This window comes from Bacillus cereus group sp. BfR-BA-01316 (assembly GCF_022664195.1).
GTDB lineage: Bacteria > Bacillota > Bacilli > Bacillales > Bacillaceae_G > Bacillus_A.
Genome location: NZ_JAKUGX010000029.1, coordinates 1 through 23163, shown reverse-complemented (window position 1 = coordinate 23163; position 23163 = coordinate 1). Strand labels below are relative to the sequence as shown.

Here is a 23163-nt window from a genome sequence, read left to right as displayed (position 1 = left end):
GATGAAAGTATATACGAAAGATGAAATTGTTGAGCAAGCGAAAGAATTAGCGAAAATGATCTCTGAAACAGAAGAAGTCGATTTCTTTAAGCGAGCAGAAGCACAAATTCATAAAAATGAAAATGTAAAGCGAGCAATTGATGAAATAAAAGCTTTGCAAAAACAAGCAGTAAACTTGCAACATTATGGGAAATGGGAAGCTTTGAAAAAAGTAGAAGCTGAAATTGATGCACTTCAAGATAAGTTAGATAATATCCCAGTTGTACAGGAGTTTAAATCTTCACAAACATATGTAAATGACTTACTACAGCTAGTTGCTAGTACCATTTCTAACAATGTAACAGATGAAATATTAGTTTCAACTGGCGGCGATGTATTGAAGGGTGAAACTGGTGCAGCGGTAGAAAGTAAAAAAGGAAATTGTGGTTGTTAAAGAGATGTCTTATTGACATCTCTTTTTTTTTTGTGGGTTATATCGTAAATTCTTCTCAAAAAAAAGAATGACACATTCCGCTATTGTCACGCATATGATTAAGTGAATAGTGATTGAGGAGGGTTACGAATGTCCGAATTTAGAGAGATTATTACAAAAGCAGTAGTTGGAAAAGGACGTAAGTATACAAAGTCAACGCATACATGTGAATCGAATAATGAGCCAACAAGTATTTTAGGGTGCTGGGTAATTAACCATTCGTACGAAGCGAGAAAGAATGGGAAACATGTGGAAATTGAAGGTTTCTATGATGTAAACACTTGGTATTCATTTGATGGAAACACAAAGACTGAAGTTGTAACAGAACGTGTTAACTACACTGATGAAGTAAGCATTGGGTATCGTGATAAAAACTTCTCTGGTGACGATTTAGAAATTATTGCTCGTGTAATTCAGCCGCCAAATTGTTTAGAAGCTCTTGTATCGCCAAATGGTAATAAAATTGTTGTGACGGTAGAACGTGAATTTGTAACAGAAGTAGTTGGGGAAACGAAAATTTGTGTAAGTGTAAATCCTGAAGGTTGCGTAGAATCAGACGAGGATTTCCAAGTCGATGATGATGAGTTTGAAGAATTAGATCCGAACTTTATCGTCGATGCAGAAGAAGAGTAAGAGAAAGCTAGGGAGAAGTTCTTCCTAGCTTTTTACAGTACATAAGTGGTGCTGCATGAACATGATTCCTTATGAAATGTGCTATAATGAGGAAAGACTCCTGGAATAGGAGATATGGGTGTCCGTGAAATTTGATATATATGAATATAGATTATTATGTAAGAATTATGGAGGAAAGACATGACGCAATATACGCCTATGATACAGCAATACTTAAAGGTTAAGGCAGACTATCAAGATGCCTTTTTATTTTTCCGATTAGGTGATTTTTATGAAATGTTCTTTGAAGATGCGGTTAAAGCAGCTCATGAACTTGAAATTACATTAACGAGCCGAGATGGTGGTAGTAGTGAACGTATACCGATGTGCGGTGTACCGCATCATGCAGCTAAAAATTATATTGAACAACTTGTTGAAAAAGGATATAAAGTAGCTGTTTGTGAGCAAGTGGAAGATCCAAAAATAGCTAAAGGTGTAGTACGTCGTGAAGTAGTACAACTAATTACGCCAGGAACGATGATGGAAGGGCGTACAATAGACGAGAAAGAGAATAACTTCTTAGCAGCATTAACACATTTCGAAGATGGATCTTATGCGCTAGCTTGTAATGACTTAACGACTGGACAAAATACAGTGACGTTATTAACAGGTTCGGTAGAAGACATTTTATTAGAAGTGTATGCGACTGGTTCGAAAGAAATTGTTGTAGATTCTACTTTTTCAAAAGATGAATTAAATAAATTAACTGAAACATTAAAAATGACGATTTCGTATGAAGATGCAACAACTATTCCAGAAGGACTAGAACATCTTGTGAAAAATGTTTCACAAGCAAAGTTAATTAAAGCAATTGGACGCTTATTTAACTATGTGATAAGAACACAAAAACGTTCGTTAGATCACTTGCAACCAGTAGAAATTTATTACACGAACCAATTTATGAAAATTGATGTGCATTCAAAACGTAATTTAGAGTTAACAGAGACTCTTCGTACGAAGGAAAAGACAGGCTCATTATTATGGCTATTAGACAAAACAAAAACGGCTATGGGTGGGCGTATGTTAAAACAGTGGATGGAACGTCCACTTATCCAGAAAGAAAAAGTTGAAGAGCGTTTAGAAATGGTTGAAACGTTTGTAAATGATTACTTCTTACGTGAAGATTTAAAAGAAAAGTTAAAAGAAGTATATGATTTAGAGCGTTTAGCAGGGAAAGTTGCATTTGGTAATGTAAATGCACGGGACCTATTACAATTAAGACGTTCTTTACTTCAAGTACCAGCTATTTTAGAAGCGATTAGTCTTTTAGATAATGCTTATGCAGCAAGGTTAATTCAAGGTGCGGATCCATGTGAGAGCTTAACTGAATTACTAGGAAGAAGTATTCAAGAAAACCCACCGCTTTCTATTAAAGATGGAGATATTATTAAAGACGGTTATAATGACAAGCTTGATCAATATCGTTACGTTAGTAAAAACGGAAAAACGTGGATTGCTGAGCTTGAAAAACGAGAGCGTGATATTACAGGGGTTAAATCATTAAAAATTGGGTATAACCGTATTTTCGGCTACTACATTGAAGTGACGAAGGCGAATCTTGCAGCACTTCCAGAAGGGCGCTATGAGCGTAAACAAACACTTGCAAATGCAGAACGTTTCATAACAGATGAACTAAAAGAAAAAGAAACATTAATCTTAGAAGCAGAAGAGAAAATTGTACAATTAGAATACGATTTATTTACAGCACTTCGCGAAGAAGTAAAAGCATTCATACCGAAATTGCAACACTTAGCGAAAGTAATTAGTGAACTAGACGTACTGCAAAGCTTTGCGACAGTTAGTGAAGAAGAGCAGTTTGTAAAACCTGTTTTAACAACTAAGCGCGAAATCTTTATTAAAGATGGTCGTCATCCTGTCGTTGAAAAAGTATTGAACGGGAAATTGTATGTACCGAATGATTGTATTATGCCGGAGAAGATGGATGTCTTTTTAATTACAGGACCGAACATGTCTGGTAAAAGTACGTATATGAGACAATTAGCACTTGTTACTGTTATGTCACAAATTGGTTGCTTTGTACCAGCGACAGAAGCAGTATTACCTGTCTTCGATCAAATCTTTACGAGAATTGGTGCAGCAGATGATTTAATCTCAGGTCAAAGTACATTTATGGTTGAAATGTTAGAAGCGAAAAATGCAATTGCAAATGCATCAGAAAGAAGTTTAATTTTATTCGATGAAATTGGACGCGGTACATCTACGTACGATGGTATGGCACTTGCACAAGCAATCATTGAACATATTCATGACCAAATTGGTGCGAAAACATTATTCTCTACACACTATCATGAATTAACAGTGTTAGAAGAAAGTTTAGACCAACTAAAGAATGTACATGTTTCAGCAATTGAAGAGAATGGAAAAGTAGTTTTCCTTCATAAAATTCAAGATGGAGCGGCTGATAAAAGTTACGGAATTCACGTTGCTCAACTTGCCGAGCTTCCAGATAGCTTAATCGCTCGTGCGAAAGAAGTGTTAGCGCAACTAGAAGGACAGGAAGAAATTATTATTCCGAAACGAGTAGAAGTGAAAGTGCAAGAAGTTGCTCCAGAACCAGTTATTGTAAAAGAAGAACCGGCAAAAATACAAGAAAAGAAAGAAGAGACAGACGAAGAATCACAACTATCTTTCTTTGGAGGAGAACAATCTTCGAAAAAACAAGACAAGCCTGTGCTCAATCAAAAAGAAACGGCAGTACTTACACAAATTAAAAAGATTGATTTACTCGATATGACGCCTTTAGAAGCGATGAACGAACTGTATCGTTTACAGAAAAAGTTAAAGAAAGGATGAGTAAGTAGATGGGGAAAATTCGCAAACTCGATGATCAACTCTCTAACTTAATTGCGGCAGGGGAAGTAGTAGAGCGCCCTGCCTCAGTTGTAAAAGAACTCGTGGAAAATTCCATCGATGCGAATAGTACATCTATTGAAATCCACTTAGAAGAAGCTGGGTTATCGAAAATTCGCATCATTGATAATGGAGATGGCATTGCAGAAGAAGATTGTATCGTTGCATTTGAACGCCACGCAACGAGCAAAATTAAAGATGAAAATGATCTATTTCGTATAAGAACGCTCGGTTTCCGTGGAGAGGCCCTGCCGAGTATTGCTTCTGTAAGTGAATTAGAATTAATCACAAGCACCGGTGATGCGCCTGGTACACACCTTATTATTAAAGGTGGAGACATTATAAAACAAGAGAAAACGGCGAGCCGAAAAGGAACAGATATCACAGTACAAAACTTATTCTTTAATACACCAGCGCGCCTTAAATATATGAAAACTATTCATACAGAGCTTGGTAACATTACAGATATCGTGTATCGTATTGCAATGTCACATCCCGAAGTATCGTTAAAACTGTTTCATAATGAAAAAAAATTGCTTCATACATCAGGAAACGGTGATGTAAGACAAGTACTTGCATCGATTTACAGCATTCAAGTTGCGAAGAAGCTGATTCCGATTGAAGCTGAGTCTCTAGACTTTACCATTAAAGGTTATGTAACATTACCAGAAGTAACGAGAGCGTCTCGTAACTATATGTCAACGATTGTAAATGGCCGTTACGTTCGAAATTTCGTATTAATGAAAGCAATTCAGCAAGGATATCATACGTTACTGCCAATCGGACGATACCCAATCAGCTTCTTATCAATTGAAATGGATCCAATGCTTGTTGATGTAAACGTACATCCAGCAAAATTAGAAGTACGCTTTAGTAAAGAACAAGAATTGCTAAAGCTTATCGAAGAAACATTGCAAGCTGCATTCAAAAAAATACAGCTCATTCCAGATGCTGGTGTAACAACGAAGAAAAAAGAAAAAGATGAAAGTGTGCAAGGGCAGTTCCAGTTTGAGCATACAAAGCCGAAAGAACCACAGGTGCCAAACATCGTTTTACCGACTGGCATGGATGAGAAACAAGAAGAAACAACGACTGTGAAACAACCAGCACAACTTTGGCAACCGCCGAAGCAAGAATGGCAACCACCACAGTCACTCGTAAGAGAAGAACAAAGTTGGCAGCCATCTAATAAACCGATAATCGAAGAACCAATTAGGGAAGAAAAATCATGGAACAGTAACGAAGAAGACTTTGAATTAGAAGAATTGGAAGAAGAAGTCGGGGAGATAGAAGAGATTGAAATGAACGGTAATGACCTACCACCGCTTTATCCAATTGGACAAATGCACGGAACATATATTTTCGCTCAAAATGATAACGGGCTATATATGATTGACCAGCATGCAGCACAGGAACGTATCAATTATGAATACTTCCGTGATAAAGTGGGACGAGTTACGCAAGAAGTACAAGAACTACTTGTACCGTACCGTATCGATTTATCTCTTACCGAATTTTTACGTGTTGAAGAGCAGCTAGAAGAACTGAAAAAAGTCGGTCTATTCTTGGAGCAATTCGGCCATCAATCCTTTATTGTTCGTTCGCACCCAACGTGGTTCCCAAAAGGACAAGAAACAGAAATTATCGACGAAATGATGGAGCAAGTTGTCAAACTAAAAAAAGTTGATATTAAAAAACTACGAGAAGAAGCAGCCATCATGATGAGCTGTAAAGCTTCCATTAAAGCAAATCAATATTTAACGAACGATCAAATATTCGCTTTACTCGAAGAACTTCGTACGACGACAAACCCATATACATGTCCGCATGGAAGACCGATTCTGGTGCATCATTCTACTTATGAGTTAGAGAAGATGTTTAAGAGGGTTATGTAGGGGAAATTGCTTTTTTCTAAAATGTTTTGGATTTAATAAAGATAAAGTTAGATTAAAAAGGGAGCAACAGTAATTAGTTGCTCTCTTTTTTTATGTAGATTTGTTATTGTTCAATGAGTGTGAAGCAGTTTAGTTTTGAAATAAGAATTGGAAAGAGTATTTAAGAGGTTATAACGGTATGTTGTTTTTTAGTATGTATTCATTTTTGAAGGAATTACTTTCTTGGCTATGGTTACTTTATCCTGTTATCAAATCCTACTAAGAATAAAAAGAGCGCGGTATATCAGCACCTTTAAAAAGGAAAGTTTTCCAGTAAACTCTCCTTTTTAAAGGGTGTGTGAGCTGTAAAATCAAGATTTAGACACTACTTAAATCGTAACTGTGCATGGTCGCAATGATGCTCTATAGAATTATTTATGTTTGTTATTATTTATTTTTTCGGTATATAGAACTTTTTCTTTGTAATGTTTTGTTATTGGGAAATTATGTGTACCTGTGCCGTTTTTGTATTGTTTATAAACTGGGTTTTTTATGGGGATTGTTGTAGTTTCGGTAAATTCATATGGGTAATTTATTTTAGATTTATCTTCAAACATGAAAATGCCTCCTTTTTAGGATTTCCTAAATTCTTTACTATAACATGATATGCATATATATTTTTTTGGACTAGTTATTTATATAGGTTAATAGAATTTAATTACATAAATGCTGAAATATTTTAAAGGAAACAATTCGAGAAAGATATTGTATTGATAGCCGTTGAATACTATTGTTGTTTTTTAAGTTGTCGTGATGTATCTGAAATTCTGAAGAGACGTGGCATCTCGGTTCATCTAACAACCATTATTTGGTGGGTTCTTTTATTTATCAGCGAAGCAAACGTCGCATACATATTCATTATAGATTGTTTTTATAATGTACTCTATATGTGATGTTCCTAATAATTTAATGTAGTATAGTATACTCGTATTAAGCTATTAGGAACATTTAATGTTGTCTCACAACTGAAAGGGAATTGAAAAAAAACTGAAACTTTTCTCATAAAAATTCAATCTTACTTGAAAAATGAAAGGAAAATGAAATTTTCCAAAAGGAATTCTTTGTTAAGATAAAAAGCATACATACAAAAAAGTATTGACATATGGAGAAAAATGTATTTTTCAAGATATAGTGGGGGAAAAGATGAGATTAGAAAAACAATTAATAAAAAAGGTGTATTATGAAACATTCCTAATGGAGAATGAAACACATCCACCTCTTCAAGTACTTGGAGAAGCTTATTTAAACGAAGAAAAAAATGAGATTTCCGATGGATTTTATATTCGTTTTGCACAAGGTGAATTTTATTATCACCATCAAGATTTTGAAGCAGCTATTTTTAAATGGGAGAAAGTTAGTAATGAATTAGCACCATGGGCACAAAAAAATATTGCGGATGCTTACTTCGAACTTAACCAATTATCAGTTGCTGAAAACGTGTATACTTCCATTACTACTGATAACAAAATACTGATGACCGAAATTGTACTGCAATTACTGTCTCTTTACATCGAGCAAAATAATTTTGATTCAGCTTTCGCTGTTATAAAAGAAGCGGTTTCTTTAAATCCCGATTATCCAAACGTCACAACAATTGCACGTTCCTTTTATGAAGAACAGCAAGATTTTGATAGTGCAGTAGAGCTTGCTGTGAACGAGTTAATTCGAACAGAATCTTATCCGTGGTTTGAGGTTCTAAAAGAATATATCGATAAAGGATTTACTAAAAATATTTCACCAGACTATTTTTATAAAGTATTAGTTACATTAAATAATGTAGATCAAGTACAATTTACGCAAATTGTTTCATCACTTTGGCACAGCTATAAAGATGAACAAAATTACTTATTATGGCTCAACACAATAAATGAATTTTTCATACATATCGAAATACATTCGTCCGATATATGGGACGAAATTTCTTCTCTTTACGAAGAAACATACTTTGAATTAATTCAAGGTCAATATATGCTTAGACAATTACACGATATTATTCCAAATCTGTTAACAAATTGGTTAAAGGTAGTCAATCCCTCTCATGCTGTATTTCCATCTGCAGCAGTATTGGCATGGGATGAGATTTTTCCTTCCAAAATAGATTCAGCGGATATAAAATATGCGGAAAACCTACTGTCATATTCTATTAATCATGTGAATGGTTTAGAGTATAGTTTACATCTTTTTGAATCTATTACAGGGTGGGCACAAGAATATGATTTAGAAATGGGTCACCGATTTAGCTGGTTAGTTGGCGAGCTTGCAGATTTAAGAACAAATCGCCTATTAGTAACTGGAACTTCAGGAAACGGAAAAGCTTCATTTATTAACTCTATTTTAGGAGAAAATATATTAGAAAACTCAATTTCAAATGTAGTTGTTTTTAAAAATGACGCTTATACAGAAATTAACGCTATAACAGATTCGGAAATTACAACAACTGAGAATTTCTCTGATTTCCATAACATGATGTCTCTACACCGTCAAACATATAGAGATAGAGCTTGTGTTGAATTTAAATTACCATGCAGATTTTTAAGTAAAAACAAACTTACATTCGTTGTTACACCTAGCTTTAATAGGAACAATGACGCGAAAGATGAGGTATTTGAATATTTAAATTCTACAGATGAATTATTATTCGTATTGAATGCGGATTCACCTTTTACTGACAAAGAACGTGACATTCTATTAAGTATTCAAGAACATACACCAAATCTACAAGTTCATTTCTTATTAAATAAAATCGATAATATTTACAATGAAGCAGAAGCAAAAAGAGTTGTACAAGATACGCAAGTGAGAATAAATACATATTTCCCTAATGCAAGAATTTTCCCTTATTCTTCGTTATATACAAATAGTAAACAACTAAACGATTTAACTGAGTTTATTCATTTTAACTTTAACCATAAAAATATCGATGCAGAACGTAATGAAAAGCTATTGTTTTTCATTCGAAAAACAATTACATATCTTTTGGATAAACGCGTCGAGAGGGAAAACAATCTAGTGGATTCTATTAATTGGAATGAAGATATGTTAGTTAAACTAAATGGTTGTATTAATAACCTTACTGCTTTTGAGAAGGACAAAATTCATTTAATTACAGAATCATATCGTACAATGAAAAACGAAATTACTAATGATCTTACAGAACATATTCCGAAACTATTGCAGAGTTGTTCCGATTTAATTAGTGAAGAAAGCGATTTTGGTCACATTGATATTGAACTAAACACAGCGATGAATGAAAGAGTGCAACAATATCTAGAACAAACTGTATTACCTAATCTTGCTCGCTCTATGCAAAATTGGATTGCGACTTCTAATAACGAGCTCCTTCAAAGTCAATTGTACTTAGAAGAAACCAGTGAAGGACTTAATTCTTTATTTGGAGAAAATCGAATACAGTTAGAATGTGACTTTAAAGTAATTGATGATTGGCGCAGAGATACTGATAGAATGACAACTAGAATACAAATGGAAGAAGTAAATATTTTACGCCGATTTACACCAGCACAATTTTTACTGAAAAGTGCCGGTAAATTATTTGGAGTTCTTCCTAAAAATAAAGCTATGCTATATAACAAATACAAACAGTATTTAGAAAATGAAGATTATACCGATGTAACGGCTTCTATTATGAAGAAGTTTTTCTTGCAATTTGAGCTGTTTGAAAACACACAAGAGCGGGATATTAATATGTTCTTTAGAAATCCATTTGGTGCGTTGGAGCAAGCTATAGAAAATACTCATTTAGAAATAAAAGAAAAACAAGATAAGCTGCATAAAATGAAATCAAACCCTGAAGTTTATCATGATCCTATAAAGCTCTTTGAATTGAGATTACGTCAATGTGAAGTAATCTTGAATATAGGTGAGGATAATTCCTATACAGATTTATCTTTAGAAACAATCATAGAATAAACGTAAAGTAACTCCAAAATATACAATGAAAGTTGATTTTGGAGTTGTTTTTTGTTTACATCTGTATAATATGTCAGGTCTTTTTTAATATTAAATTGCATCATGTGTTATAAGAGAGTAAAAAGGGAGCAACTGTAGTTAGTTGCTCCCTTCGCATATATAGATTATTTTTCAGTTTCTTTAATTTTAGTTTTTACTTCTCCAGTTTTAATTTTATTACTTTCTGAGAAACGTAATAAATCGCCTTCAATAATTTTGTCAGACATTCGTAATTCATTTTGTGCACGGTTAATCATTTCTTGAGCTTCTTTTTTTGGTAAATCTACAACCTCACCTGTTTCTCGATTATAAAAAGTATGATTTGTATATGCATACTTGTCTGTAACGAAGCTACCATCACGGAAAACAACAAATCCGTTATATTCATCTGAAAACATATCATGACCAAAACGGATATCGTTAGTAGTATCAACCCCTAATAAATTTAGAATAGTAGGTTTCATATCGATTTGTCCAGTAGGCTTTGAAATGGTTTGACCTTCTTTTTGTCCAGGGACATGAATATATAAAGGTGTACGTTGTAAATTTAAAGTATCAAATTCTGTTATTTGATCTTTTTCTAAAAACTGCGCCATTGCGCGATTATGTTTTTCGGAAATGCCTTAATGATCACCGTATAACACAATAATAGAATCATCATAAAGCCCCTCAGCTTTTAAACGCTCAATAAAGTTTTTAATTGATTCGTCTAAGTAACGAGCTGTTACGATGTAACGATCAAATACGCCATTACCAGAGTTATATGGTTCAATGAATTTTGTATCTTCATCATACGTAAATGGATAATGGTTTGTTAAAGTGAGGAAACGAGCATAAAATGGTTGATCAATTGTTTTTAATATGTCTACTGATTGATCAAAGTATTCGATATCTTTTAATCCCCAATTTAAATTTGTTTCTGGCGTAATCTTGTAATCTAGTTCATTGTAGTAACGATCATAACCAAGAGCAGAGTACATGATATTACGATTCCAAAATGTTGCGTTATTCGCATGGAATACAGTAGTGAAATAGCCTTGCTGACGTAAAATTTCTGGAGTCGCAGTATAATCGTTGTTACCGTGCGTGAAGAATACAGCTCCTCGATTTAATGGATACAACGATGTATCTATTAGAAATTCAGAATCTGATGTTTTTCCTTGACCAGTTTGGTGGGAAAAGTTATCAAAGTAATAGCTTTCATTTATGAATTCATTCAAGAACGGTGTAACTTCTTGACCATTGACGGATGCACCTATTAAAAAGGTTTGTAAGGATTCAAGAGTAACGACAATTACGTTTTTTCCTTTCGCTGCACCAAACATATTAGGATTTGGTTCACTTTGGTTTGCTTTTACGTAGTTTTCAGTTTCTTGTAATTTACTACTATCAGCAAGAGCCTTTTGTGATCCTGCTTTTACTTGCAGTGTTAAATCATATACTTGATGAGTATATAGTCCTAAATTTTTAACAAGCATTACTCGGTCGAAGGATCTCGTTAATAATTCAGGTCGCTCTTTTTCTGCAAGATTTAGATTCGCAAAAAATACAGCAATTGTTAAGAGAAAATATAACAAGCGTGCAGAATGAGTTACACGTCCTGTTTTAAAGACTATTGATCTCTTCTTTAACAAAATAAAGAAGAAAATAATATCTACGAATGCGAGTATAATTTTGTAGTTTAATATTTCTTTAATACTGCCGCCTAACTGTGTAAAGTTAGATGTTTGCCCAAGTACTGGCAAAGTAACAAAATCGCTATAAAAATCATAGAACATTACATTTCCAACGAGAACTATAGTTAATAAGAAATTAATACATAGCGCTATATAATTTCGTTTTTCACCAGTTGCAAATAATGCTAGTCCAACAAATGCTAATGATGCAGCTAGAGGGCTAATAAACAAAATAAGCTCTTGTGTAGAAGACTCAATTTTCAAATCAAAACTGAATCGCGTAATAAGATATGTTTTTAACCATACTGCTAAAGCAATTATTAAAACAAAGCTTATATTTTGCATTTGTAAATTTATTTTATTCTTCATTTTTACACCTTCTTTATCTAATTTATTTAACTAGAGTTATATATTATATTTTTATAACTATTAGAGTGTAATGAACCATTTAGATTATGTTTTCTAAAGGTAATAATTTGAAGTGTTCATATATATACAATGGGGAATTTTAAAGCGAAGTAACATAAATCTAATTTTTTTAGAAACGGAGCAGAAAAAGTCATAGTTGTAGTGAAAGTGACTTATAGACATCCTAACATATTAAACACTATGATGATGTTACAAAATATCGAACAAATGAAAGTGGAAATGAATAGATGATTTTTAAACTATTGACATTTAATCGGTTAGAATTTTCAAAAAGTTAATTTAAAGTAAACGGTTATATTAATTAGTAGAAAACTACATTCTATATAGAATGTAGTTTTTCATGTGCTTTTAATATATCCCGTAAAATCATGATTCTTTGTGGGTTAATCATCAGCGGGGGAGGGATAATAATTTCGTTAAAGCTATTATTAGATAAGTAAAGTGTTGGTGAAACTTAAAACATTTGACTGGCATCTTAATTAAAGAGTTTAAATACCTGATAAATATTTTCCAACATACAGACCGCTTGCGGCTGCTTGAGATAATGAATGAGTGACGCCTGAACAATCTCCAATTAAAAATAGCCCATTCATACTTGTTTCAAAATGGTTATTGATTTTTATCGTAGGAGCATAGAACTTTCCATCAATTCCATATAATAAAGTATCTTGATCGATAGGTTCTTCGGTAAATTGTTCTAAACGTAATAAAAATGCTTTGAGCCCTTCAATATATAATGGAGGGATTTCTTTGTGCAAATCCCCAAAATCTCCGTGTAGTGTAGGTTGTATACGATTATGTTTCATATCTTTTTCCGTAGTAGGTTGTTTCTTTATTAAGTCCTCTAAGCGCTGTATAATAATCCGATCTCGTCCTTGGTTAATACTTTTAATAATTAAACTTGCGTATACATTTGCTTCTTTGAGAGTTGGAAAATAGCGCGGGATAAATAAAGTGAAATTTAAGTTAGGAGTGCCAGTTCCTTGCTCTCGAAAATTTTGGCCGTCAGGCATAACTAAACCTTCTTCGTACTTTCGAATAATGCGTCCTTTTGGATTCATACAGTAAGTAGTAGCTGTGAAATTTTCGCTTTGATAAGAAAGTTTCGTTTCGAAAGTATCCTTTAATATAGAACGTAATTGATGTTCTTTCATTTCTACTCTAATACCTAAATCTACACGTGTTTGCTCCTGAGAAATATTTAGAGAAGTACACATTTCTTTTAACCAATCCGCCCCAGAGCGCCCAGTTGCAAATACTAGTTGCTTAGAATGAACTATTCCTTGGTTTGTTTCTATTTTGAAATGATCTTTCTGTTTCATAATATGTTGTACATCTATATGAAATTGAATATTTATTTTCGTAAGTAAAAATTCATAGAGTTGCTGAAAAATGCTGCTGGAAAGTTTAGTACCCAGATGCCTTACTTCCGTTGTTAACATTTGTAAACCACACGCTTCAGCTCTCTTAGTGAGATTTAAATTTTCTGTAGAATATTTTGAAACTGAACTTCCGCCAAACTGACATAGAATTTCATCTACTTCAGCCATGAGGTGCATAAAACCTTCTTTACCTACTTTTTGCTCAAGTTCGCCTCCAAAGCCGTTTGTATAATTAAATTTCCCTTCAGACTTTCCTAAACCACCAAATCCGAAATATTTATCACATGCAGTACAGTTACATATTTCCCCTTGTTCTAAAGAGCAATTTCGATGTTCTAACGATTTGCCTTTATCAAGAATTAAAACCTTTTTGTTGCTTTTGGCTAATGTATAAGCCATAAAAATGCTACTCACTCCAGCACCGATAATTGTAATATCATACATATTTTTTCACCTGCTACCGAATAGTTTGTTTGCTATTTTCCTAGTGTATAACAATTTTACGAAGTTAAGAAATAGCTTGTATTAATAAAGTCATAGTTGTGGATTTGATGCTCTCTCAATTACTCTAAATGGTGAATGAGATACAACAGTTTTTTTATTTGAAAAGAGAGATACTTTTAAACAATCATTTTATCATAGGGTTAATAAAAAGCTTACATATAAAAAGAACAGACCTTTTAAGTAAAGAGGTCTGCTAATAATTTGAAATTAATTATAGTTTTATTACGTATCTTTATTTAGCAAAGACATGGTTACCTATGATTGCTACTGTTTGACGTGTAGTAATCCATTTGCTTGTTGATGTTTTCGGATTATAGAAATAAAGCCAATCAGAATGTATTCCATTTGTGGAGATAGCCTCTTCTACTGCCATCTTTGCTTCTGCACTTGCAGGCTGATTAATTCTTCCATCTGTAACAGGAGTAAATGCATATCCGTGTTTAATAGGTTCATAAATAACGCCTGTTATTGTATTAGGAAAACCTTTTGCATTTACACGATTTAAAATAACTTTCGCCACTGCCACTTTTCCTTTATATGATTCGCCACCTGCTTCAGCAGTAACTAAGCGTGCCATTAAGTCTTTTTCTTTTTCTGAAATACTTGAATTAATTTTTAAATGTTGTCCTGTATAAAGCTTGTTTCCGACTGTATTGTTAATTTGTTTTATAGATTGAACGGTAACATTGTAACGCTTTGCTATAGTTTCTAATGAATCTCCCGGCTGTACTTGATAAATAATTTGTCCAGAGATGTTCTTAGGGTTGTCATTTTGATGAACAGTGACCTCATTTGATTTCATGGATCCTGGAATATTTAACTGTTCACCAATAAAAGTTTGATCGTTTCCTTTATTATTTGCTTGTTTAATAGATTGTATTGAAACTCCATATTGTTTAATGATACCCCAAAGTGTATCATTCTTTTTTACTGTATGAATGGTGGAAGCCTCAGCTACACCTTGATTACATACGAATGTAATGGCTGCCGCAGATAAAGGAATTATATGTTTTATTTTTAATAATTTCATTGTAAATCCTCCCAATAAAAAATTAAGTTTTAACTGTTGAGTAATGTAGTTCAGAGTATATAAGATATGTATTTATATTTTAATATAAGTATATCAGCACGTATGAAATAAATAATCATTATAAGTTTTTTATTTATATCGTGTAGGACCCAAATATGAAATATTGCATATGAAAGCCCATTGAAGTTCATGTTGTTGATTACTATAATTTATCTAGTGGAAAGGGATTTTAAATTTTCCTAATGCATTGAGAATATGTGAATGCTTTTAAATTTTACTTCTATGCAATATTCCATATTTATGAAATGTTATTTATTAAGTAGCTTATATTATATTCAATAAGTTTGATGTAAAAACAGAAAAAGAGAGGAATAAAAATGAGCAATAAGAAGTTTATTTTGAAATTATTCATATGTAGTACTATACTTAGCACATTTGTATTTGCTTTCAATGATAAGCAAGCAGTTGCTGCTAGCTCTGGTAATGGGCTTGAAAACTGGTCAAAATGGATGCAACCTATACCTGATGACATACCGTTAACACGAATTTCAATTCCAGGAACACATGATAGTGGAACGTTCAAGTTGCAAAATCCGATAAAGCAAGTATGGGGAATGACGCAAGAATATGATTTTCGTTACCAAATGGATCACGGAGCTAGAATTTTTGATATTAGAGGGCGTTTAACAGATGATAATACGATAGTTCTTCATCATGGGCCACTATATCTTTATGTAACATTGCACGAATTTATAAATGAAGCGAAACAATTTTTAAAAGATAACCCAAGTGAAACGATTATTATGTCTTTAAAAAAAGAGTATGAGGATATGAAAGGGGCAGAAGATTCATTTAGTAGTACGTTTGAAAAAAATTATTTCCTTGATCCTATCTTTTTAAAAACAGAAGGGAATATAAAGCTTGGAGATGCTCGAGGGAAAATTGTACTACTAAAAAGATATAGTGGTAGTAATGAATCTGGAGGATATAATAATTTTTATTGGCCAGATAATGAGACGTTTACGACAACTGTAAATCAAAATGTAAATGTAACAGTACAAGATAAATATAAAGTGAGTTATGATGAGAAAGTAAAATCTATTAAAGATACGATAAATGAAACGATTAACAATAGTGAAGATTGTAATCATCTGTATATTAATTTTACAAGCTTGTCTTCTGGTGGTACAGCATGGAATAGTCCATATTATTACGCCTCTTATATAAATCCTGAAATTGCAAACTATATGAAACAAAAGAATCCTAAAAGAGTAGGCTGGATGATTCAAGATTATATAAATGAAAAATGGTCACCAATACTTTATCAAGAAGTTATAAGAGCGAATAAGTCACTTATAAAAGAATGAAGATTGTAATAGTAAGAAGCGATAAAATACATCGCTTCTTTTTTGTTTTCTAAAAATTAACATTAGGTATAGTTTTACATATCGTACTTTCATGATAGGAAAAAATCGAAACTTGCGATATAATTACACATATAAAATTTGTACCTATAAATTTTATATGTAGTAATAAATTTGATTTATTGTAATGAAACGGAGGTATATACTATGAAGTTTCCACATGATTTTTTATTCGGGGCTGCTTCAGCTTCTTATCAAGTAGAAGGTGCATGGAATGAAGATGGAAAAGGTGTTACGAATTGGGATGAGTTTTCAAAAATTCCTGGCAAAACATACAATGGAACAAATGGTGATGTAGCTGTTGATCATTATCATCGATATAAGGAAGATGTTCGCTTAATGGCTGAGATGGGATTAGAATCGTATCGCTTTTCTATTTCTTGGGCGAGAATATTGCCGACTGGAGATGGAGAGGTAAATGAAAAAGGAATAGAATTTTATAACAACTTAATTGATGAATGTTTAAAATACGGGATTGTACCGTTTGTAACTTTATATCATTGGGATTTACCTTTACCATTAGAAAAAGATGGTGGATGGACGAATAAACGAACAGCAGAGGCTTTCGTAAAATACGCAGAGATTTGTTTTAAAGCATTTGGTGATAGAGTGAAACATTGGATTACTTTTAACGAAACAGTAATGTTTTGTGGACTAGGGTATTTAAAAGGTGCACATCCACCAGGAATACAAAATGATGTTTCAAAGTACTTTCAAGCGACTCATTATGTATTTTATGCACATGCAAAAACAGTTGCAGTGTACAAGCAGCTGAAACAATATGGAGAGATTGGGATTACGCATGTTTTCTTACCTGCTTATAGTGTGGATGATCAAAAAGAAAATATACTAGCAGCAAATCATGCGAATGAATATGAAATGTATTGGTACTATGATCCAGTTTTAAAAGGTGAGTATCCGTCTTATGTTGTGCAGGAATTAAAGGAAAAAGGATGGACTCCTAATTGGACGGTTGAAGAATTAGAAATCATTAAACAAAATGCTGGAAAAAATGATTTTATTGGCTTGAATTATTATCAACCGATACGAGTAGAAAGATACGATATGGATATAAAGAGCGAGGAACATTCTCGAGAAAACTCAACACTTGCTCCGGGTAATCCTTCTTTTGATGGTTTTTATCGAACAGTTAAAATGGATGATAAAACATATACAAAATGGGGATGGGAAATATCTCCCGAAGGTTTCTTAGATGGATTGCATATGTTGAAAGCACGCTACGGTGACATAAAGATGTATGTAACGGAAAATGGACTTGGTGATGAAGATCCAATCATTGACGGAGAAATTGTAGATATTCCGAGAATTAAATTCATTGAAGAGCATTTAAAAGTAATGAAGCGTGCAATTCAAGAGGGAATTAATTTAAAAGGGTATTATGCATGGTCTGTTATCGATTTATTAAGTTGGCTAAATGGATATAAAAAGCAATATGGCTTTATTTTTGTCGATCATAATGATAACTTAAAACGTAAGAAGAAACTTTCGTTTCATTGGTATAAGCATGTGATCGAAACGAGAGGAGAAGAGTTATAACAGATAAAAGAGTATTTTAGGAGAAAGTGTATGCGTGCAAAGTATAAACAAATTGCAGATGTGTTAGAGCAAAACATTCGAGACGGGCTTTTTAATGAAACGAAAAAACTACCTACAGAAGAAGCATTGATGAATCGATTTGAAGTAAGCCGTAATACGATACGTAAAGTGATTAGCCAGCTTGTTAATAGAGGCTATATATTTCAAGTGCAAGGTAGTGGCATGTTTTTACGCGAAACTTCTGTAACAGATTACATTAATCTAGGCAGTTTGCGTGGATTAACGAAAAACCTCGTTTCACAAAATATTGAAACGAAAGTGTTAGAGCTTGAAGTAATAGATGCGGAAGAAGAGATAGCAAAGCGGATGCAATGTGAAGTTGGAACTAGGTTATATTTTTTGAAGCGCTTAAGAATTGTAGATGGGAAACCATTCTCTATGGAAGTAAGTTATTTCAAAAAGGATATCATTCCTTATTTGAATGAAGAAATAGCATTAAGCTCTGTATACAGTTATTTCATTGAAGATTTACGATTAAATATTGGTTTTGCCGATAAAGTTATTAGTTGTGAAAAAGTAAATAAAGAAAATGCACAGCTTTTAGAACTAAATGAAGGTGATCCGGCGCTTCTTATTGAAAATACAGTTTATCTTGTAAATGGAACAATTTTCGAGTTATCTCAATCGATGTTTCATTATGAAAAGACCAAACTTCTGAATCGGATTAATTTCAAGTGAAAATGAATATAAATAATCCTGCGAAAAAGCAACTGGCCATAAGTGATCAGTTACTTTTTATTTTTAAAGTGGATGAGCAAAAAAACACGAAAGTGGTTGGTCCGTTTTTTACAAACATCTATTATGATAAGAGAAGAAAGGTAGTATTTTATTGATACCTTAAGAAGGACATTTTATATGTATCTCCTTTGTTTAAATAGACTGGTTTTAGAGAGGTGAAAAGACAATGAGTTTTGCAATTTCACTAGTTGTTATTATTGTAGTTGTATCACTGTTTGGGACCGTACTAGTCGCACGAAATGTGGAAGAGAATTACGGTAAGTCTACAAAGAAGAATGTGAAAAATTTATCTGCTATCTATGTCATCCTTCTTTTAGGACTACTTGTGGGGGTTACATGGTATGCGGTCGTTATTTTATAGAGTTTGTATATGATGGAGGAGTTAATGTATTGATGAAAAATGAGCGCCACGTTTTAGTTGTTTTTCCGCACCCAGATGATGAGTCGTATTGCGTGGCTGGCACAATTTTGGCTTATACTGAGCAGAAAGTCCCTCTTACTTATGTTTGCTTAACACTTGGTGAAATGGGGAGAGCGATGGGGAATCCACCTTTTGCAACACGTGAATCTTTATATGCTATTAGAGAGAAAGAGTTAAAGCGAGCTACAAATATTTTAGGGATTGAAGATTTACGTATGATGGGATATCGTGATAAAACTCTTGAATTTGAAGAGCCTGGACAATTAAGAGGTCTGATTCAAAACTATATTGAAGAATTGAATCCTTCTGTAGTTATTTCTTTCTATCCTGGGTATGCAGTTCATCCAGATCACGATGCAACAGGGGAAGCGGTAGTAGAGGCAGTAGCTAATATTTCGGAAAGTAAACGACCGGTCTTTTATGCTGTAGCTTTTTCGAAAAATCATGAAGACGAAATTGGTCCTCCAGATTTTAAAAATGAAGTGACGGAATATGTTCCGAAAAAATTGGAGGCATTACGAGCACATGCATCACAATTTACAACTAAAGTGGATGAGCTGGAAAGAGAGTATGAAGAAGGTGTTCCAGAAACAGTTGAGTGGTTAGAAAGAGAACCGTTTTGGATATATCCATTCAAAGATAAGAATAAGTGATGCTATAACTGAAGGTGATGAATATGTATTTTGAATATAAGAATCGAAAGATTTTAAACAATATAGAAGGATCGGGTCCTGTCATATTGTTTAAAAATAGCGGGCACTTGCCTTATTTAGAACAGCCGACTAGCTTTAATATGACGGTAGAAACATTTTTAAATCATGCGCTTAATTAATACTATTGTTACAGTGAATACTGTTATTAGTGAGTAAGGTATAGTTAGTTTTGAGAGGAGGCAACTATATGGAATGGAAACCAAATCGTGCAGATAAGACACCTGTATATAAACAAATTGCTGATTATATTGAAAGGGGTATTTCTTCAGGTGAATTTCCTTCTGATAGCAAGTTACCTTCTGAGCGTATGTTAGCAAAGGAATTACAAGTGAACCGGAGCACAATAGTAGCTGCGTATGAAGAATTAAAATCACTTGGGGTAGTAGAACGGCAAAAAGGAAGCGGAACACGGGTGAATACAGACATATGGGGTGTGTCACATAAACGAATACCGAACTGGGGTAGGTACGTTGAGGATGGATCGTTCTTACCTAATGTACCACTTGTTCAACAAATTCGAACGGAAACACAAAAAGATGACTTAATTAATTTAGCCAGTGGTGAATTGTCACCAGAATTAATTCCGAGTGATAGATTTCGAACAATTTTGTCGGAGAAAACGTTTATGGAAAACCTCGGTTATGACCATCCACTTGGAAATGAAATGTTGAGAAAAACAATTGCAGCACATGTTCAGCAATATAAACAAATTGAAGCGGATTCAAGTTCTATACTAATTACATCTGGAGCACAACAGGCGCTTAATCTTATCGTTCAATGCTTATTAAAACCTGGAGATGCGATTGCGATTGAGGATCCTTCGTATTGTTTCTCACTTCCGATGTTTAAATCCGCTGGCTTAAAAATATTCCATTTACCTGTTGATCAGCATGGAATGAATCCAGATGACTTAATTGATTTGCATAAAAAGCATCGTATTCGTATGGTGTTTTTGAATCCAGATTATCAAAATCCAACTGGCACTGTGCTTTCATTAGCAAGACGTAAAAAGATTTTAGAACTGTCTTCTGAATTCGGTATACCAATTGTAGAAGATGATCCGTACAGTTTAACTACATTTAATGGAGAAGTGAATCCAACATTAAAATCGATGGATCAAAATGGAAATGTTCTTTATGTAAGTTCATTATCAAAAATTGTTGCATCAGGATTACGTATTGGCTGGGTAATTGGACCTACGCGTGTAATAGAACGTTTAGCAGATGCGAAGCAACAAGTTGATTTTGGCCATAGTGTATTTACGCAGTGGGTGGCAAATCAATTTTTAGAATCAGAAGATTTTCATGCACATATTACAATGCTTCGTGGACAATTGAAACAAAGAAGAGATGAGTTAATTAGAAAGCTTGAAGAATTATTAGGGGATCAGGTTGAATTTTTTGTTCCGGAGGGTGGAATACATTTATGGTGCAAAGTGCAAGGAACGTTTGATGAATATCATTTATTAGGTGAATCTATACGAAATGGTGTAGCGTTTGTCCCAGGAAGTGTTTTAGGTTCTAAAAGTGAATATATTCGTTTTACTTTTGGGAGAGTAGATGTAGAACAAATCCAACTTGGAATTACAAGGTTTGCGGAAACGTTAAACGAGATTTCATAATAGTGATGCGTAATATTGAAATGAGGGAAAGAAATGAAGTACGTGACGCTTTTACTTCAAGTAGGCGTGCTATATGTATTTAGCTTAACTGGTACGTGGATTCAGGGAATATTCCATCTATCGATGCCAGGAAGTTTAATAGGGATGTTAATGCTGTTCTTACTCCTTTCTACTCGTATTTTGCCATTAAAGTGGTTTGAGGTAGGTGCGGAAAAATTAATAGTATTTTTACCGTTATTTCTAATCCCTTCGACAACAGGGTTAATGGAATACGGATCTTTTCTTTTAAGTAAGGGGAGTGTTATATTCCTTTTAGTTGTTGCAAGTACGATAGTAACATTGATTGTTTCAGGGTATGTAAGTCAATTGTTAGTAACATCAAAAAAATAAAATCGACAAGGTGCGCTATTCAAATGGTCTTAATTATTATTACTGTAGTAATATATTTATTTGCGACAAAGCTGTATAAAAAATATACGTTTCCATTTACGTTACCGGTATTAACAGTTACAGCAATTATGATTTGCTTATTTTTGATTTTCGGCATCTCTCATCATGAGTATAAGGAAAATGGGGGAGATATCCTTTCAGGATTCTTGAGCCCTGCAATTGTAGCGTTAGCCATACCTCTATTTAAAGAGCGAAAGATACTTATGAAAAACTTTTTATCGATACTTATCGGCGTAGTGATAGGTATAGTGGCTTTAACAAGTATGAATGTAGTGATTGGTGGAATTTTAAATATAGATAAGGAGTTTATACTAACAACTCTTCCGCAATTAGCGACAATGCCAATTGCCATTTCATTATCGGATCAAATTGGTGGTATTCCTTCTATGACTTCTAGTTTTGTAGTTGTTGCAGGAATAACAGGTGCTATTATCGGACCAACAGTACTTAAGTTTTTCCGTATAACAAGTACAATTGGAAAAGGAGTTGGAATGGGCTGCGCATCACATATTATCGGTGTGAGTCGTCTAGTGAAGGAAGGGGAGAAAGAAGCGACTATCGGTTCGGTAACGATGATTGTAACAGGAATACTCATTAGTATATTAATACCTTATGGAACGAAATTTATATTTTAAGAATTGTAATAAGAAATATAATACTATTTATTTGAGAATGTAATGGAGATGATGAAAATGACAACATGGTTTATAGTTACATTATTTATTTTTGGTGCCCTTAAAGTACTAGTTTCTAGTATGCCAACTTCTGTTGTAGAATCAATTATTAGTAGATTTGAGTTACATCAAAAACTTGATGAAGAAAATACTACTGTATCGCTAGATGGAAAGAATATAGAGGGTGAAATGAAACTTCAAGTTATAAACGACTTTAACGAGGCTTTATTTTTAGATAAGCATTACTTTCCGCCGCACGGTGAAGGGATGCCGATAATCATTGAAACGAAGAAAGGAAAAAGAATAATTACATTATCGATATATAGTTATAAGGAACATGTTGATGTAATAAAGCAATATAAGAAGAAAGCCGTTGCCTATCGTTTACGATCTAAAAGTCTTCAAACTCCTACAACATTAGCGATAACTGAAGATTATGCTTAAGGAGAGACCGTTTTTGGTATTATCCCCTTTAGGTAGACAGTGTAAAAAAGACCATGTGCACACATGGATGTTACACTATTACTTGGAGGGGATTTTTTATGACTAAAAAAGGCTCAACTTTTAAT

The 23163-nt window shown here is 33.5% G+C and carries 17 protein-coding genes and 4 pseudogenes; 17 read left to right on the top strand and 4 right to left on the bottom strand.

Annotated features, from left to right (window positions below; all coding sequences use genetic code 11):
- Position 1: 1 nt before the first annotated feature.
- From MR071_RS19360 to mutL, 4 genes are all read left to right on the top strand, one after another.
- Positions 2-433 (top strand): YlbF/YmcA family competence regulator, encoded by a 432-nt coding sequence (locus MR071_RS19360; RefSeq protein WP_002033698.1) that lies wholly within the window; start codon positions 2-4, stop codon positions 431-433.
- A 129-nt stretch (positions 434-562) separates the two neighbouring features.
- Positions 563-1105: an outer spore coat protein CotE gene (gene cotE, locus MR071_RS19355; protein WP_001288802.1), complete on the top strand. Its 543-nt coding sequence runs from the start codon at positions 563-565 to the stop codon at positions 1103-1105.
- A 180-nt stretch (positions 1106-1285) separates the two neighbouring features.
- A complete protein-coding gene (gene mutS / locus MR071_RS19350; protein ID WP_105585412.1) occupies positions 1286-3958 on the top strand; it encodes a DNA mismatch repair protein MutS in 2673 nt (890 codons plus the stop codon).
- A gap of 8 nt (positions 3959-3966) precedes the next feature.
- Positions 3967-5910 carry a DNA mismatch repair endonuclease MutL gene (gene mutL / locus MR071_RS19345; protein ID WP_105585411.1) on the top strand — a complete coding sequence of 648 codons (1944 nt, stop codon included), beginning with the start codon at positions 3967-3969 and terminating at the stop codon, positions 5908-5910.
- 410 nt (positions 5911-6320) lie between these two features.
- Here mutL and MR071_RS19340 read toward each other — a convergent pair whose 3' ends face one another.
- Positions 6321-6506, bottom strand: coding sequence for a hypothetical protein (locus MR071_RS19340; RefSeq protein ID WP_105585410.1), 186 nt, complete (start codon positions 6504-6506; stop codon positions 6321-6323).
- A 112-nt stretch (positions 6507-6618) separates the two neighbouring features.
- Here MR071_RS19340 and MR071_RS19335 point away from each other — a divergent pair.
- Both MR071_RS19335 and MR071_RS19330 read left to right on the top strand, forming a co-directional pair.
- Positions 6619-6767: pseudogene (locus MR071_RS19335) on the top strand (IS6 family transposase); the annotation flags it as partial.
- A gap of 325 nt (positions 6768-7092) precedes the next feature.
- Positions 7093-9876 (top strand): dynamin family protein, encoded by a 2784-nt coding sequence (locus MR071_RS19330; protein WP_242237619.1) that lies wholly within the window; start codon positions 7093-7095, stop codon positions 9874-9876.
- Between the two features lie 164 nt (positions 9877-10040).
- Here the strand turns inward: MR071_RS19330 and MR071_RS19325 are convergent.
- The 3 genes and pseudogenes from MR071_RS19325 to MR071_RS19315 form a co-directional block, all read right to left on the bottom strand.
- Positions 10041-11960: pseudogene (locus MR071_RS19325) on the bottom strand (LTA synthase family protein).
- A gap of 548 nt (positions 11961-12508) precedes the next feature.
- Positions 12509-13846: an NAD(P)-binding protein gene (locus tag MR071_RS19320; protein WP_242237617.1), complete on the bottom strand. Its 1338-nt coding sequence runs from the start codon at positions 13844-13846 to the stop codon at positions 12509-12511.
- A 292-nt stretch (positions 13847-14138) separates the two neighbouring features.
- Entirely contained in the window at positions 14139-14936 is a 798-nt protein-coding gene (locus MR071_RS19315) for a cell wall hydrolase (protein WP_242237615.1), read from the bottom strand.
- 377 nt (positions 14937-15313) lie between these two features.
- Here MR071_RS19315 and MR071_RS19310 point away from each other — a divergent pair, with 377 nt between their 5' ends.
- From MR071_RS19310 to MR071_RS19265, 11 genes and pseudogenes are all read left to right on the top strand, one after another.
- A complete protein-coding gene (locus MR071_RS19310) occupies positions 15314-16303 on the top strand; it encodes a phosphatidylinositol-specific phospholipase C (RefSeq protein WP_105585405.1) in 990 nt (329 codons plus the stop codon).
- A 204-nt stretch (positions 16304-16507) separates the two neighbouring features.
- Positions 16508-17917, top strand: coding sequence for a glycoside hydrolase family 1 protein (locus MR071_RS19305; RefSeq protein ID WP_242237614.1), 1410 nt, complete (start codon positions 16508-16510; stop codon positions 17915-17917).
- Between the two features lie 30 nt (positions 17918-17947).
- Positions 17948-18655, top strand: a complete 708-nt coding sequence (locus tag MR071_RS19300) for a GntR family transcriptional regulator (protein WP_105585403.1) — start codon at positions 17948-17950, stop codon at positions 18653-18655.
- 226 nt (positions 18656-18881) lie between these two features.
- Complete coding sequence (locus tag MR071_RS19295; RefSeq protein WP_105585402.1) at positions 18882-19076, top strand: hypothetical protein; 195 nt, start codon at positions 18882-18884, stop codon at positions 19074-19076.
- Positions 19077-19108: 32 nt separating this feature from the next.
- Complete coding sequence (bshB2, locus tag MR071_RS19290) at positions 19109-19789, top strand: bacillithiol biosynthesis deacetylase BshB2 (RefSeq protein WP_105585443.1); 681 nt, start codon at positions 19109-19111, stop codon at positions 19787-19789.
- 17 nt (positions 19790-19806) lie between these two features.
- A pseudogene (locus tag MR071_RS25840) lies at positions 19807-19881 on the top strand (alpha/beta fold hydrolase); the annotation flags it as partial.
- A pseudogene (locus MR071_RS19285) lies at positions 19873-19968 on the top strand (alpha/beta fold hydrolase); the annotation flags it as partial. The pseudogenes MR071_RS25840 and MR071_RS19285, both read left to right, overlap by 9 nt.
- Before the next feature lie 68 nt (positions 19969-20036).
- A complete protein-coding gene (gene pdxR / locus MR071_RS19280; RefSeq protein ID WP_242237612.1) occupies positions 20037-21470 on the top strand; it encodes a MocR-like pyridoxine biosynthesis transcription factor PdxR in 1434 nt (477 codons plus the stop codon).
- Between the two features lie 33 nt (positions 21471-21503).
- A complete protein-coding gene (locus tag MR071_RS19275; protein WP_105585400.1) occupies positions 21504-21860 on the top strand; it encodes a CidA/LrgA family holin-like protein in 357 nt (118 codons plus the stop codon).
- Between the two features lie 23 nt (positions 21861-21883).
- A complete protein-coding gene (locus tag MR071_RS19270; RefSeq protein WP_105585399.1) occupies positions 21884-22555 on the top strand; it encodes an LrgB family protein in 672 nt (223 codons plus the stop codon).
- 57 nt (positions 22556-22612) lie between these two features.
- Entirely contained in the window at positions 22613-23038 is a 426-nt protein-coding gene (locus MR071_RS19265) for a YfmQ family protein (RefSeq protein ID WP_105585398.1), read from the top strand.
- Positions 23039-23163: the final 125 nt, after the last annotated feature.

Coding starts and splice junctions, on each gene's coding strand:
- MR071_RS19360 (WP_002033698.1), top strand. CDS start 2: ATGAAAGTATATACGAAAGATGAAATTGTTGAGCAAGCGAAAGAATTA.
- cotE (WP_001288802.1), top strand. CDS start 563: ATGTCCGAATTTAGAGAGATTATTACAAAAGCAGTAGTTGGAAAAGGA.
- mutS (WP_105585412.1), top strand. CDS start 1,286: ATGACGCAATATACGCCTATGATACAGCAATACTTAAAGGTTAAGGCA.
- mutL (WP_105585411.1), top strand. CDS start 3,967: ATGGGGAAAATTCGCAAACTCGATGATCAACTCTCTAACTTAATTGCG.
- MR071_RS19340 (WP_105585410.1), bottom strand. CDS start 6,506: ATGTTTGAAGATAAATCTAAAATAAATTACCCATATGAATTTACCGAA.
- MR071_RS19330 (WP_242237619.1), top strand. CDS start 7,093: ATGAGATTAGAAAAACAATTAATAAAAAAGGTGTATTATGAAACATTC.
- MR071_RS19320 (WP_242237617.1), bottom strand. CDS start 13,846: ATGTATGATATTACAATTATCGGTGCTGGAGTGAGTAGCATTTTTATG.
- MR071_RS19315 (WP_242237615.1), bottom strand. CDS start 14,936: ATGAAATTATTAAAAATAAAACATATAATTCCTTTATCTGCGGCAGCC.
- MR071_RS19310 (WP_105585405.1), top strand. CDS start 15,314: ATGAGCAATAAGAAGTTTATTTTGAAATTATTCATATGTAGTACTATA.
- MR071_RS19305 (WP_242237614.1), top strand. CDS start 16,508: ATGAAGTTTCCACATGATTTTTTATTCGGGGCTGCTTCAGCTTCTTAT.
- MR071_RS19300 (WP_105585403.1), top strand. CDS start 17,948: ATGCGTGCAAAGTATAAACAAATTGCAGATGTGTTAGAGCAAAACATT.
- MR071_RS19295 (WP_105585402.1), top strand. CDS start 18,882: ATGAGTTTTGCAATTTCACTAGTTGTTATTATTGTAGTTGTATCACTG.
- bshB2 (WP_105585443.1), top strand. CDS start 19,109: ATGAAAAATGAGCGCCACGTTTTAGTTGTTTTTCCGCACCCAGATGAT.
- pdxR (WP_242237612.1), top strand. CDS start 20,037: ATGGAATGGAAACCAAATCGTGCAGATAAGACACCTGTATATAAACAA.
- MR071_RS19275 (WP_105585400.1), top strand. CDS start 21,504: ATGAAGTACGTGACGCTTTTACTTCAAGTAGGCGTGCTATATGTATTT.
- MR071_RS19270 (WP_105585399.1), top strand. CDS start 21,884: ATGGTCTTAATTATTATTACTGTAGTAATATATTTATTTGCGACAAAG.
- MR071_RS19265 (WP_105585398.1), top strand. CDS start 22,613: ATGACAACATGGTTTATAGTTACATTATTTATTTTTGGTGCCCTTAAA.